This window comes from Pantoea sp. JKS000250, from assembly GCF_003201065.1.
In the GTDB taxonomy this organism is placed as follows: domain Bacteria; phylum Pseudomonadota; class Gammaproteobacteria; order Enterobacterales; family Enterobacteriaceae; genus Pantoea; species Pantoea vagans.
Genome location: NZ_QICZ01000001.1, coordinates 131,522 through 143,785, shown reverse-complemented (window position 1 = coordinate 143,785; position 12,264 = coordinate 131,522). Strand labels below are relative to the sequence as shown.

The following is a 12,264-nucleotide window of genomic DNA, read 5'->3' as shown; positions in this document are numbered from 1 at the left end:
AATTGTTCCACCTGGTTCATTTACGCTTCTTTTTTCAGGCCTCTGATAATGAAAATACTCTCTCTGCGTCAGGCGACGCTGCTGATGTTGCCTGCCATTTTGCCGCTGCCGCTGCTGGCGGCGGATAATGACAATACCCTGGTCGTGACGGCCGCTCCGCCGGAAACGGGCCTTAACGAACTCGATACCCCCGCCGCCCTGAGTGTGGTCAGCGGCGACGATATACGTCAGGCGGCACCGCGCGTAAACCTGTCGGAAAACCTCAGCAGCGTGCCGGGTCTGCAGATCCAGAACCGGCAGAGTTATGAGCATGAGAGGCAGAGCTGTGTGTTTCACTTTTAAAGATCATGGCTAATTCTATGTTATCTTTATATTTATTAGGATATCGCAGAATGAGTCATGAAAATTATTGTACTCATTTATGTACTCAATTTATCTTTGATTTTTGAAGTATAATTCGGTGGGTTTAACTCTCAGGAGGGAATTGCTATGTGGAAGAAGCCAGCATTTATTGATATGCGCTTAGGTCTGGAAGTGACTCTGTACATTTCTAACCGTTAATGAAGATGCCCGCGAATGTGCGGGCATTTTTCAGATAGTTGGCCTGAGAGCCTCATAAACGGATACTATCTCGTACGTGACCTTCCCCAGCACGATAATCCCTTCCAGCCCTTTTCGTCTATCGTCTCACCGTCTAAAGTGATAATACCTGTACGAAACAGTCTTCCATGTTGCGGGCATTCGCCCATCTGGAAAACAACCGTATCGCCGTTGACAGGCTTCATTGACTTGCCGGCAAGCACGAACCCGTCAGGTATCAAAATCAGGATCACGTTGTTTCGTTTAGGCATCAGGAGGTAGTTCAGGTCGAAATGACGCTCGGTGTAATCAATAGCAGGAAAGGGTGTTAAGATGCCGGCAACTAAGTGATGTTTATAATAATGTGATTCATACCCTGATAAAAAAACAGTATCTATAAGTATTTCTACTGCGTTATGATGCTTCACCATTTTTGTGTTCACATCATGTGCCCACTTTCTATGTTCATGAAAAAATAATAAAAATTAAATGATTACCAGGGAATTACATCCTCTAGGAGATTGTAGTGATTACACATGGCAGTTATAAAATTGAGTCGATTGAGCATATCGGTGACGGGAGTTTTGGCGATGTTGAAAAGGTTAAACTTACCAATATTAACGACTCTCTTTGCGGATATTACGCTAGGAAAATATTGAGTAACCAACATCAGGATCCAAGTTTACTTGCTCGATTTAGAAGAGAGGTTAAGGCCCAAGATCGCTGCTTACATAAATATGTAGCACAAATTTTCATTGCAAGCTTGGATACAACTCCTGCTTGGTTTGTAATGGAGCTTGCAGAGAAAAGCCTTCAAGATGAAATTGATGACAAATCACTGACTAAGGCTGATAAAATAAAAGCCATCTTGATGTTGTCACATGGAGTTAATTGGATTCACTCTAAGGGTTATCTTCATCGTGATATAAAACCTCAGAACATCTTAAAATTTAAAGATGGCTCTTATAAAATATCTGATTTTGGTATTGCCAGGCATATGGATCCAGCAGAGGCCAGTAAAATACTCACCCAAGTAGGGCATTTTCCTCGCACACCTAAATACTTCGATCATAATGTTGTTCTTAATGGTTACTCCAATCAATCTGATATATTTTCCATTGGAATAATAATTGAAGAGTTAAACATTGATGGATTTGATGATATAGTTTCTAAATGCACCGATAGGAGACTGCAAAAGCGTTACTTAAACACTTCTCAGTTGATTGCTGACATTGTAAAAATAGGCGGGATTTAATGAAAAATGCTACTTTAATTTCGGCCGCATACTATTCGCTCCCAAAAGAAAATGGAAGTCAAAACCAAGATTCCATATTACCCCCTTTAAAGTTATCAAAAGGCTGGCTGTTTGCCATTGCTGATGGTTTGGGCGGCTATGAAGGTGGTCATCTTGCGTCAAACTCAGTGATCGAATATTTGTCTGAAAACTTTGCAGAAGAATTTGAGCATGGCTTAAGCAATCTATTTCCCAATCTAAAAGAAAATGTAAAAAAATTAAGCGAAGTTGATAAGGCCTTAGTTAATGCTGCCAGTACACTAACTTTGTGCCATATAGGTTCTGAAGAGGTGACAATTGCGCACATAGGAGATTGTAGGTTATATATTAAAAAAAATAATAAACTTGAACAAATTACTAAGGATCATACTCAGCATCAGTCATATATTGATAAAGGCATATTTACAGCGCGTGAGCTAAAAAATGCCAAGGGAAAAAACATGTTAACAACTGCGATATCCCGCACTTTAGATCTTGAGTATAATATAACCAAGATAAAAATATCAGAACTGTGTGGAAATGCTGATAGTTTTATTTTATACCTAATGTCAGATGGTTCTCACGGCTTTTGGGAGAAAAGGCCTCGCTTCTCAAATAACACTTTATCTGAACCATCCAGATTCACGTCAAGTTTGAAGAAAAGGATTGAAAATGGTCCCCCCGTTGATGACTATTCATTGATATCGGTAAAGTTCAATTTATCACGTTAAATCGAAGCACCTAACTTCGGGACTTATTTCGCAACCGGCAAGCCTGAAAAACTGAGTATGTACATACAAGTGAAATCCACGCTCAGTTCGGGCTCAAAGAAAAGCCTCTGATTAAGTCAAAGGCTTTTCAGTATGTGTCTGATTGAGAATGGATGTTTAGGCTGCCTACTTCGGGTGTAGATGACTAACCTCAAATTACCCACCCTGTAGCCTGCTCAAACAGGAGCAGCTGAACCGTTGCCCGGTCGCCGGGCTTATTTATCCATCGAGACCGTCAAGGTCTTTCAGCCTGATGCCCATAGCCTTGATAATCTCCGCCTGGCTGTCGATGATTTTCTGTTGGGCCTGAATGGCCTGTGTAAGTTTGGCAATCATTGGTATCTGGTTCAGGTAGTACGCATCAGGATTATTCGGGTCTGAGTCGATATCAAAATCGTCTGGCAGACCGCTGCCACTCACACACTCTGGAGACACCTGCACCAAATCATTGGCAATAAAACCAAGCTGTTCAGCTGACTCAGGAACAATGCCTCGTGCTTTCATTTTGAAGTCAGCGGGTCGCCACTGGAGCACTTGCGTGAGTGCTTTACTGGCATCGTCCCGATATTTGATGCCTTTTTTAAGTCCTTTGTCTGATGTGGAGCCACTGGTGATGGTTCCCACCATTGATGTGTCTACCCAAGCCTGTAACCCTGCTCCTGTCCAATAAAAATTATACGGGTTACCCAGCGTTCCACCAGATGTACCTTGCCGCCCTCTAAGCCCAAGGAAGTTATTCAGGCGGGCTCCGCCAAAATTCAGATCAACGGCAGTAGAACCTCCCCTCACGATGTTTAGATTCCCGTCATTCGCATTAATACCCCATACAGCATTTTCGTCTCCGTTCCCCCGATAGATATTAATGCCGCCAGAATACCCAGCGCCTCCCACCCGCAAGCCACCATTTACCCTGAAAGATATATTTCCAGTACCGGCTGTAACCTCTAACGCCTGTGCTTCCGTATGAAGAATGCGGGCCGTGAAGTCTGCTGAGGAATTGTTATAGTGAAAGTCGATATACGGTGTGATGCTCATCAGTTCAATGGCTGGAGCGGTTAAAGAACCCGTCATAGGGATTGAACCATCCCGCTTAACAATAGAATTCCAGGCTGGGCCGCTATACTGACTGCCATCAGGGAGTGTGACGGTCACATTCCCTGTGCCGCTAAAAATTTGCTGCCAGTTCTGCTTGTCCATATTCAGGCCGCGAATGGCTTTAGCAACATCTGCAGCGACCTGCGCCGTTATGCCCACTAGTGCGGCGTTTGGAACGGCAGTCCATGCCACCCCAGATGCATTAGGGCCGTTATATGCAGTCGTGAGCGTTACACTGGTAGCGGAGTTAACTGACTGCACGCCAAGCGTATAGGTAACACCACCTATAATGGCAACTATGAAATCATTCGCTTTAAGCTCAGTAGTAAAGCTGGTACCCGAGCCAGTTACAGTTGTCGAGTTATTGGTTAATGCTATAGTGCCTGCAGGCATAATTTTCTCCGGACATTAAAAAACCCGGCACGGTGGCCGGGTTCATGGAAGATCATTGGTTATATTGGCTTAAAAATGATTTTTAACGGAACATCTTTTTTTGGCTCATTTTTTGGGAATTTCCAGGAAGATATTTGCCGCCTTACCTCGCGATCAAAAAGGTACTTTGGATAGACATTTAAGATTCTGACGTTCCTAACATTACCTTCTGGCGATACGTCGTAAACTAACTCAACCTCGCCTCCAAATCGGAGCTTCTCTGCTCTATCAGGATAAGTGATTTTATTCTCTGCGTGTACACTAGTTGACAGGGTGATTAGCAGCGCCGTTAAAATATTTTTCATACCCACCTCCATTTTCTCATATATCACATCCATATGTAATTAATATCAAATCGCAAAAATGATCTTACTGATAGATTATTTTAACTAAGATTTGAAAATATCCCGTATGGAATTCGCATGCCATAAGGCTTCAGCGTGCTAGCCCATGACTGCTGAAGCTGGTTAACCCACTGGCACTGCAACGTTCCATTCTGGAATCTAAAGAATGGCCCTGAAAAACCGGTGGCTGATCCATCGTCAGAAATATTTCCGCCAGGCACAGAGCTAACAAGAATCCATGTATTATTCCCTATAGCCTGTGAATAAACGGAATTATCTAAATCGAAGTTTGCAGGAACATCGAAAAACCCCAGGATACGGGGTATTTTAGCAGCCATAACAGCCGACCACACTAACTGCCCTGCTGAGTTAAAAACGTCTCTGTAACCACTTTCGACAGGCATATCACTTCGACTTCGCGCCATCGAGCCAGCATTGGCAGTCATCCAGTCAGGGCCGGTGAAAAACATCTTGGCATTGTTATTTGGCTTGAACCACCGCAAATTATCATCTAGTGGAATGCTCGCGTTCGCATGCCCCATATCGGTGGAATTTCCAAGCTGACATGAAATGTTGTAATAACCTATATCAGTTATACCTGTATAGTTCACCGTATCGCGGTAATAGGTACCTTTATAATCTGAATCAATTACAAGTGCCCCGGCAGAGTTAAAAACCTGATATCCACTCATATGAATGCGTACATGTCCAAAGTTAAGGTAACTGCAGCGCTATATGCTGAGAGTTTAAATATGCGATATCCGCCATCATATGCACGAGCAGCAAAATTAGAAGGAGTGAAATAAACAGAGCTTGACGCTGAAACAACAACAACAAATGCTCCTGATGTCATCAGCCCCCCAAATGACCCAGTAACTTGATTTGTATTCGCCGCCATGGTGACGGATGTTCTGCCAAGATATCGAGTGTTGTAATCTCCAATATCAACTATCAGCTTTCCATTTGCATCCCAGCATTGAAGGCCACCTGGCATTTATTCTCCTTACCAGAGACCGTCTCTGATGCGTAAAGTGCCATTTGAATCATAGACCTGTCTTAATGTTCCCGTGTCTACAACCCTGCCTGAGCCATTTGCAGCATTTCTCTCAAATGTCCCATCTTTACCCAGCCTCCAGCCAGCTGTCCCAGCAACATAGTTAGTTGACTGGATATACGCAGCGATCATCGCGCTGGTAATTGTCGCATCACCAATAAAAGCTGAGTTGATGATGGTCTGCCCGTTCTGGATGGCAAAGAAGGTTTTCGGTGTCGCTCCAACCTGAGACATCACAGCAAAACGATCAGCCAGGAACAGCACCTGTGTCTGCATGCCGGAAGGGCTGTTCTCAACGCCAATCCCCATACCAGCCGCATACTGGCGACCGTTGCTGTCCACGGCGACTTTCACGGAGTACTGTGCTGATAGCTTGCCATTGGTGTCAGCCAGCGCCGTCGAGGTCTGCTGAATTGCTGCCACGTTGTCACCCACTGCCGCCTGCACCTGCTCAAATTTCTGCGCATAAGCCTGGCCGTTAGTAGCGATGGTCTGCTTAACGGTCAGGATGTCGGCCCGGTTCTGGTTGTTAGCACCAGCGATAGCCATCTGGTGATCAACCGTTGCATCGAGGTTCAGCGCGTTCTGCAGCATGGCATCAATGTTGGTATCGACTTTGGCAATGAGCTGCTTACCGGCATCCGTTTTCAGGACCTGCTCGGTAATGTCGCCCAGCAACGCGGTCGCATCTACACTGCTGGCACCTTCGACAAACTTCGTCCAATCGCCAGTATTGCCTATGCGGTCCACCAGCCGGGCGCGATACCAGCGGCGAACGCCTGCGGACATCGGTCCGTGCTGGTAGCTGACGCCGGGATAAGGAACATAAGCTAGAAACTGCGGATTCTGCCCGTCTGCCGTTGTGGTCACCTGAATCTCTGTGTAAGAGGTATCACCGGAACCATCAGGAAACGCCCACGTTACATCGATTGCCCAGACCACATTGTCAGTAGCACGGAGGTTAACCGGCATGCCCGGCTTACCTGCTTTGCCACTGAGTGAGGTTGAGTCGGCGTATCCCCATGGAGAAGAGACTTCTGCCGCGTTAACGGCACGCACCCGGACATCATAGACCCCGGTATATATACCCTGAATACTGAAGCCCTGTGCGCTGGTGACTGCGACGTTGATCCAGTCCCCTTTGTCCTTGCGCCACTGAGCCATGTAGCTGATTGCACCCTCAACACGGTCCCACGTTACCTGCATTGATGAAACAGACAGCCCCTGCTCAACAAAGCTGACTTCGCTGACTTTGATGTTGGCCGGTGCCTTAAGCACGCTGATTGGCGTTACCGTGATTGGTGCTGGCTCAATACGCACGCCGTCATCGATGTAGCGGTACTTGTTCGGGTCGTGCTGCACACCGGTAATGGTAAACGTGCCGTCATCATTCCCGGCTACTGAGGTGACGCGAAAATACTGAATAGCCAGATTATCGCTGTCGATGGTCCAGACTGCTCCCGCAATCGGCGTAATGCGAAAAGCGGTATTCACACTGACCGTTTTCTTATCGGCGCTGATGCTGCCGATTGTGCGTGTCTGCGCGGTTCCGTCCGGCAGGTTCACAACCAGCCGATCACCAGCAGCATAATTAACAGCCCGGTCGAGCGTGACGCGCAGGCCGTTAACCGAACTGATGCGTCCACCGTTCTGGTTACCGCTGCGGAACGGGTCAGCTACACCAATAATCTCAGCCGGGATCGGAATGTAACCATCCAGGCCAACACCGAATGATACGGTCCCATCTTTCGCGTTGGAGAGAATAGCCCAGCGTCCACGCCGGTGCGCCTCGCTCTGAGACGTGCAGCCAATGGCCGTGAGGCTCATCTCCCGCACGTCATAACGCTGCACCAGGTCTGAATCGTAAACGCCTTCTACCGTGTCAGAGTAGTGGTTAATCGGATCGGACCAGCTCACCTGACAGGATGAATAGCGATTTTTATAGCTGCCACCGGCATAAGTGAACAGGCCGTCGATAACGTTCGCTGCGTGGTAAACAAAATCAACGTCAACATTGCCGTCTGAATCGACCTGCGGCACGTCTGCATTCACGAAAATCTGGCTGTTACCCCAGAACGTGATGCCACGGAATATTGCCGCAATGTCCTTCAGCACTGTGTAAGCATCCTGCTGGCTCTGGATGAATACGTTGCAGGTAAAGCGCGGCTCCGTGCCGCCAGCACCGTCAGGCACCATCTGATCGCAGTACTGTGCGATGCTGTAAAGTTCCCACTTGTCGATCATGGTGGCATCGACACGCGTCCCCATACCAAAGATTTTATCCAGCACCAGATCATAGAAAATCCATGCCGGGTTATCTGTATAGGCGTATTTGAAATCACCCAGCCATGTACCGGCATACGTGCGTGAAACTGGATCATAGGTCGTTGGCACGCGTACCAGACGCCCTTTTGGCTTGCAGGTGACTTTTGGTGCCTGTCCGCTGAACTGGCTGGCATCCACCTCGATGTAAAGCAGCGCTGTATTGGGATAGCGCAGCTTGCTGTCGATGACCTCTGCAAAAGAAAATACTTTGAAGGCGTTTAAAAGCTTTGAGGATGTCGAGTCAGCGGTAATGCGGCGTACCCGGATGGACCAGCCAGAAGTCGCTTTAGGCAAATCGATACGGTGATCGCGCTGGTACTCTGATGTCGTTTTGCCATTAAAGCTGCCATCAACAACCGTGGTCCATGAACTGCCATCTGTAGAAAGGTCAATGGCATACTGCGTTACGGTGCCGACCATGTCGCCATTATCTTTATACTGGTACTGCACCGGCAGGCTTAGTTTAATGCGAATGGCATCAAGCGTCAGATTGGTGAACTGGCGGGTCCAGGCGACGGACTGTGTGACGGCAACGCCCACTGACAGCTCGTTATCGACTTCAGGCATGCCCTGAATATAGGTCTGGTCCTGTGTTCCCCTGCGCCAGTCCCACACAACGCCGGTAAAGTTATAGGTGCCGTCTTCATTCGCCAGCTGCGTATCGTTCAGGTAAATCTGCTGCGCGGTTAAGTCGCCCTGAATTTCACCTTCAGAGATAGCCAGCAGCATTTTCAGTTTGGCGATAGACAGAAGGTCGTCTGCCTGCTCTACCGGCGTATGGGCGCTCCCGCCACCACCTTTACTGCCCTGAATCACAGCACCTTCAAGAAGTCGCATATTTCACCCATAAAAAAAGCCACCCTAGGGTGGCCTGAGAATTACTGATCGAATATCAGGATGTTACTGATAGACAGTTAAGGATATGTTGAGTATTCAGCCCGTCCATGTTTGGGGCATGGGCGCACACAGCAATGAGGGATGGCTGATTACCTCTGGAAAGGAAAAGGTATGCAGTATCTACATAAAAGAATGCACCTCAACGAGGGCGATACTGTTGTCGTTAACTGTTCTCATCAATGCAATATACTGATGACAACCGACAGCAATTTTAATAGCTATAAAAGAGGAAGTAGATTTCAGCATCATGGAGGTGGAGGTTTTTTCAAACGCCCTCCTGCTCATCTTCATGTCCCCTATTCAGGCTACTGGAATATTACTCTGGATTTAGGCGGAGGTTCAGCCAGCATCCAGCACAGCATTAGCGTTATCCCAGCTTAGTGCTTCACCTTTAGCCTAGGCCAGAGCGTCCTCAAGGGCGGCAATGATCTTTTTCTGTGTGCCGTCCTTAATGTAACCCTGAGAAGCAATACCCTGTTGATTAAAGCCGTCACGCATCCAGATAATTTCATCATATACGGTAATGCTCACTTTCATGATCTTCTCCTGTTTTGATTACTGCTGATCGCTGGTAAAGCTGCCTGCACTGATGACCGCGCCGCCGATTTCCCGCGTCCCGTAAAGCACCGGCACCGGATAGCCCATAGCGACTGTGTTAACCGGCGCACCGAACGCGTAGTTCGGCTTGTTGTCCGTGCTGGATGAAGCACCTACGTTAAGTTTGGGCTGAGGGGTCAGCATTTGCACGACCCCGCCGAGCAGCATGCTGATACCCATACTGGTCAGCGCGGTTACGGCCAGACCTGTCGCAGTGGTGGTACCGAGCGCAGCACCGTATGCCGCCAATGACGTGCCAGCGGTGAAGAACGCGGCCACAATCGCGACGGCACCGATAATGATCTGCAGCGTACCGCCGCGCTTTGACCCTTCCAGCACCGGCTCCATCTGAAACTCAGTTGCGGCTGAGGACATATCGAATTCCTGCAGGCCGATATTGTCTTTGCCGCTGAAGAAGGCGAACCGGATTCCGTTCAGATGCGCGTTTGACACATACTTTTTGAAGCCTAGCACCTGTGAGCACATCGCACGCAGCAGCTCCCGTAAATCCGCAACGTGGAACTGGTGAACCGGACCAAACATTTTTGCCATCCGGCCTTTGAGTCGCATGGTTTTAAGCATCCATCAGCTCCTTTCGGCGCACAATGCGCACGGTACGGTTGCGCCAGTATTCGCCATAAGGTACCCGTGTAGAGAGGCTCCCGGCGTTATGATGCAAAATGATATTGTTTCCCAGATAGATTGCGGCATGGTTCGTTACCGGGGCGCTGATGCGCATCATGATCATGTCGCCCTCATACAATTCCGCTGGCTCAACCTCCACAAAACCCTCTGACTGCCAGTTGTCGTCATACAGATTTTCTTTGCCGTCCACCCACCACTCATAGTCAACAGACCAGTTTTTCAGGGTGATGCCGTGCTCACGCTGGTACCAGTCCATGATGAGTGTCCAGCAGTCATTGCTGCCAATCAGCCAGGGACGGCCAGTGTAGTCGCGGTCGGTGCGCGGGCTGATAGTGCAGAAGTCGCCATCCGGCCAGGACATGATGCCCCACTCCACGCCGGAAAAGTCGCACTGTACCCGATCATGTTCTGACGGAATGAGCTGCGGCACATCGGGATGTGAATGGATAACCATCAGTATGTCGCCCTGCGCCTCAGCTGCCCGCTTATCCTCCGGTGACAGTGTGAAATGCTCGGTCGGCGCGTCAGCGATATTCCGGCATGGGATGTAGTTCTGGGTCCGGTCTGACTGGATGACCAGACCGCATGCCTCTTTCGGGTATTCGGCGGCAACGTGCTCGCGTATCGAATCAAGAATTTTTTTGCGCATCGTTATTTTCCCTGCAGGTTTGCAGCCGGGAACCCGCCGAACGGCAGTGGCTGATCATCGCCAAAGCGTGCTTTGCAGTCAGCCATACGTCCGCCGCAGACATCTTTTGACGGGTCATTAGTTGCCGTGCCGTCTTTGGTGAAATACCGACTGCCTGCGTAATCGCAGCCGGTGCCGGTGCGGTACCATCCACGCATGCACCAGGTACAGACCGGCGTGATCTGGCGCGATGGAAGCTGCAGGCTCTGGATATCAAACGGAGAACAGAGCTCGAAATCTACTTGAGCACGCGTCTCGGAGGTTTTCGCATTCACGTAAAACAGCTGAACGCGCTCTTCCTGCGGATTGGCGTTTGGATTGCCCGCTGTCCAGTTTGCCGCATCGAGATACTTTGCCAGCGTGGTGTGAATGCGCACCTTAGCCTTCACCATGTCGTCAAACTGCAGGCAGAGCGCCGTGACATAGTTTCCCACGTTGCCGACTGAGAGCTTTGGCGTCGGCTGTGACCCGGTGCTGCTCATTTCCATGCCGGTCAGCTCATAGGGGTGCGGATCATACTCATTACCCTGCCAGATGATTGATGGCAGGTTTTCCGCTGCATAAGACTTCCAGCCTTCGGTCGGCAGGTTATACGCATGAAAGCGCAGCACGGTATCAAGCCCGAAGGCTGTACCATCAATCTCAATCAGCTGGACCAGACTCCCCGGCTCCAGCGCCTGAATGTCCTGGTTAAAGCTCATGTTTACTCCGGGCAATAAAAAACCCGGCGCTGCGGCCGGGTTCATTGATTTGATATTTATGTGGAGCTTTATTCCCTGATATCCATCACCTGTAGGATGACTGTGTTATTACCTTTTTCCCATCTGGCTCAGAGCAAGAAACCATGATTGCGCCATCATTCGTCCAAATTTTAACTACGTACAGAACATCTGAATCAACCACTTCCTTGGCTGGATAATTACCTAATACTTGGTTGTAAATGCTCCCTGTATCATTTTTGCATTTATCAAAATCCACACTTTCAATACCTTTAGTAACCGGTGATTCTTGCTCCGGATACTGGCCCGACTGATCCATATCATTCAACTGTTCTTTAGTATATGTGGTAGATGCATTGGCTCCAAAAGCCAACAAAGCCCCCAATAGAATTGACTTCTTCATGTCCCTATCCCAAAAGTAAAAGATAAGATAAATCCTAGTCGTGATGTGTCACAAAGGGAAGTAAGAAACCCAACTGACTAGGCTGAATCAGCTATCTATGGTGCGAAAGCCTGTTCGAAGGTAAAAGTGATTTCCACGAAGTTGCCGTTGATGAAGGCGGGCCGGATTGAATCAGACTTAACGCGGTAAAGCTTTTTCTCTCCCCACGGATTGACCCACCAGCAGGAGGCGGTGACGTGTGCTTTGAGAAAAGCCCTCACATTCGCCATCTCTGCTTTGCTGCCGCTGCAGGTAACCGGCCACGATTCACGCTGATCATTAATTCCGGCACCGGCAACCTGTTTATATCCATCACCGAACTGAGCCTGAAGCGTGGCAACTGTGACCTCTTCCGTCGCCCCCGTTCTGACGCACCAGCCAAAAGTATCAATCGCCATTTTTCA

16 protein-coding genes and 1 pseudogene are annotated in these 12,264 nt (G+C 48.5%); 5 read left to right on the top strand and 12 right to left on the bottom strand.

The window, feature by feature from the left end; genetic code table 11:
- Positions 1 to 48: 48 nt before the first annotated feature.
- Positions 49 to 321: pseudogene (locus tag BY447_RS00830) on the top strand (TonB-denpendent receptor); the annotation flags it as partial.
- 168 nt (positions 322 to 489) lie between these two features.
- Complete coding sequence (pqqA, locus tag BY447_RS00825) at positions 490 to 561, top strand: pyrroloquinoline quinone precursor peptide PqqA (RefSeq protein ID WP_010245103.1); 72 nt, start codon at positions 490 to 492, stop codon at positions 559 to 561.
- 65 nt (positions 562 to 626) lie between these two features.
- Here pqqA and BY447_RS00820 read toward each other — a convergent pair whose 3' ends face one another.
- Positions 627 to 1,010 carry a hypothetical protein gene (locus tag BY447_RS00820; protein ID WP_323859474.1) on the bottom strand — a complete coding sequence of 128 codons (384 nt, stop codon included), beginning with the start codon at positions 1,008 to 1,010 and terminating at the stop codon, positions 627 to 629.
- A 95-nt stretch (positions 1,011 to 1,105) separates the two neighbouring features.
- On the opposite strand from BY447_RS00820, the gene BY447_RS00815 reads away from it, so the two are divergent.
- Positions 1,106 to 1,834: a protein kinase domain-containing protein gene (locus BY447_RS00815; protein WP_110330244.1), complete on the top strand. Its 729-nt coding sequence runs from the start codon at positions 1,106 to 1,108 to the stop codon at positions 1,832 to 1,834.
- Positions 1,834 to 2,583 carry a PP2C family protein-serine/threonine phosphatase gene (locus tag BY447_RS00810; RefSeq protein WP_110330243.1) on the top strand — a complete coding sequence of 250 codons (750 nt, stop codon included), beginning with the start codon at positions 1,834 to 1,836 and terminating at the stop codon, positions 2,581 to 2,583. Before BY447_RS00815 ends, BY447_RS00810 begins: the two co-directional genes overlap by 1 nt.
- Positions 2,584 to 2,841: 258 nt before the next feature.
- On the opposite strand, the gene BY447_RS00805 is transcribed toward BY447_RS00810, so the two are convergent.
- The 5 genes from BY447_RS00805 to BY447_RS00790 all read right to left on the bottom strand — a co-directional run bounded on the left by BY447_RS00805 (position 2,842) and on the right by BY447_RS00790 (position 8,709).
- Positions 2,842 to 4,110: a tail fiber domain-containing protein gene (locus BY447_RS00805; RefSeq protein WP_110330242.1), complete on the bottom strand. Its 1,269-nt coding sequence runs from the start codon at positions 4,108 to 4,110 to the stop codon at positions 2,842 to 2,844.
- A 59-nt stretch (positions 4,111 to 4,169) separates the two neighbouring features.
- A complete protein-coding gene (locus BY447_RS00800; protein WP_110330241.1) occupies positions 4,170 to 4,454 on the bottom strand; it encodes a TonB family protein in 285 nt (94 codons plus the stop codon).
- Positions 4,455 to 4,534: 80 nt separating this feature from the next.
- Positions 4,535 to 5,185, bottom strand: a complete 651-nt coding sequence (locus BY447_RS00795) for a hypothetical protein (protein ID WP_110330240.1) — start codon at positions 5,183 to 5,185, stop codon at positions 4,535 to 4,537.
- Positions 5,182 to 5,487, bottom strand: coding sequence for a hypothetical protein (locus BY447_RS23135; protein ID WP_146210977.1), 306 nt, complete (start codon positions 5,485 to 5,487; stop codon positions 5,182 to 5,184). The genes BY447_RS00795 and BY447_RS23135 overlap by 4 nt, the downstream gene beginning before the upstream one ends.
- Positions 5,488 to 5,496: 9 nt before the next feature.
- Positions 5,497 to 8,709: a host specificity protein J gene (locus BY447_RS00790; protein WP_110330239.1), complete on the bottom strand. Its 3,213-nt coding sequence runs from the start codon at positions 8,707 to 8,709 to the stop codon at positions 5,497 to 5,499.
- Between the two features lie 141 nt (positions 8,710 to 8,850).
- On the opposite strand from BY447_RS00790, the gene BY447_RS00785 reads away from it, so the two are divergent.
- Positions 8,851 to 9,150, top strand: coding sequence for a DUF1883 domain-containing protein (locus BY447_RS00785; protein WP_323859473.1), 300 nt, complete (start codon positions 8,851 to 8,853; stop codon positions 9,148 to 9,150).
- Between the two features lie 15 nt (positions 9,151 to 9,165).
- Here BY447_RS00785 and BY447_RS00780 read toward each other — a convergent pair whose 3' ends face one another.
- The 6 genes from BY447_RS00780 to BY447_RS00755 all read right to left on the bottom strand — a co-directional run bounded on the left by BY447_RS00780 (position 9,166) and on the right by BY447_RS00755 (position 12,258).
- Entirely contained in the window at positions 9,166 to 9,306 is a 141-nt protein-coding gene (locus BY447_RS00780) for an Rrf2 family transcriptional regulator (protein WP_110330238.1), read from the bottom strand.
- A gap of 18 nt (positions 9,307 to 9,324) precedes the next feature.
- A complete protein-coding gene (locus BY447_RS00775; protein WP_110330237.1) occupies positions 9,325 to 9,948 on the bottom strand; it encodes a tail assembly protein in 624 nt (207 codons plus the stop codon).
- Positions 9,941 to 10,660, bottom strand: coding sequence for a C40 family peptidase (locus BY447_RS00770; RefSeq protein ID WP_110330236.1), 720 nt, complete (start codon positions 10,658 to 10,660; stop codon positions 9,941 to 9,943). The genes BY447_RS00775 and BY447_RS00770 overlap by 8 nt, the downstream gene beginning before the upstream one ends.
- A gap of 2 nt (positions 10,661 to 10,662) precedes the next feature.
- On the bottom strand, positions 10,663 to 11,400 hold the full coding sequence (locus BY447_RS00765) for a phage minor tail protein L (RefSeq protein ID WP_110330235.1): 738 nt from the start codon (positions 11,398 to 11,400) through the stop codon (positions 10,663 to 10,665).
- A gap of 85 nt (positions 11,401 to 11,485) precedes the next feature.
- Entirely contained in the window at positions 11,486 to 11,821 is a 336-nt protein-coding gene (locus BY447_RS00760) for a hypothetical protein (protein ID WP_110330234.1), read from the bottom strand.
- Between the two features lie 95 nt (positions 11,822 to 11,916).
- A complete protein-coding gene (locus BY447_RS00755; protein ID WP_110330233.1) occupies positions 11,917 to 12,258 on the bottom strand; it encodes a phage tail protein in 342 nt (113 codons plus the stop codon).
- Positions 12,259 to 12,264: the final 6 nt, after the last annotated feature.

Bases quoted from the DNA above. Each gene is read 5' to 3' on its own strand.
- BY447_RS00785 (WP_323859473.1), top strand. From the start codon at position 8,851: ATGGCTGATTACCTCTGGAAAGGAAAAGGTATGCAGTATCTACATAAA.
- BY447_RS00810 (WP_110330243.1), top strand. From the start codon at position 1,834: ATGAAAAATGCTACTTTAATTTCGGCCGCATACTATTCGCTCCCAAAA.
- BY447_RS23135 (WP_146210977.1), bottom strand. From the start codon at position 5,487: ATGCCAGGTGGCCTTCAATGCTGGGATGCAAATGGAAAGCTGATAGTT.
- BY447_RS00805 (WP_110330242.1), bottom strand. From the start codon at position 4,110: ATGCCTGCAGGCACTATAGCATTAACCAATAACTCGACAACTGTAACT.
- BY447_RS00780 (WP_110330238.1), bottom strand. From the start codon at position 9,306: ATGAAAGTGAGCATTACCGTATATGATGAAATTATCTGGATGCGTGAC.
- BY447_RS00765 (WP_110330235.1), bottom strand. From the start codon at position 11,400: ATGAGCTTTAACCAGGACATTCAGGCGCTGGAGCCGGGGAGTCTGGTC.
- BY447_RS00800 (WP_110330241.1), bottom strand. From the start codon at position 4,454: ATGAAAAATATTTTAACGGCGCTGCTAATCACCCTGTCAACTAGTGTA.
- BY447_RS00775 (WP_110330237.1), bottom strand. From the start codon at position 9,948: ATGCTTAAAACCATGCGACTCAAAGGCCGGATGGCAAAAATGTTTGGT.
- BY447_RS00795 (WP_110330240.1), bottom strand. From the start codon at position 5,185: ATGAGTGGATATCAGGTTTTTAACTCTGCCGGGGCACTTGTAATTGAT.
- BY447_RS00770 (WP_110330236.1), bottom strand. From the start codon at position 10,660: ATGCGCAAAAAAATTCTTGATTCGATACGCGAGCACGTTGCCGCCGAA.
- BY447_RS00790 (WP_110330239.1), bottom strand. From the start codon at position 8,709: ATGCGACTTCTTGAAGGTGCTGTGATTCAGGGCAGTAAAGGTGGTGGC.
- BY447_RS00755 (WP_110330233.1), bottom strand. From the start codon at position 12,258: ATGGCGATTGATACTTTTGGCTGGTGCGTCAGAACGGGGGCGACGGAA.
- BY447_RS00760 (WP_110330234.1), bottom strand. From the start codon at position 11,821: ATGAAGAAGTCAATTCTATTGGGGGCTTTGTTGGCTTTTGGAGCCAAT.
- BY447_RS00820 (WP_323859474.1), bottom strand. From the start codon at position 1,010: ATGGTGAAGCATCATAACGCAGTAGAAATACTTATAGATACTGTTTTT.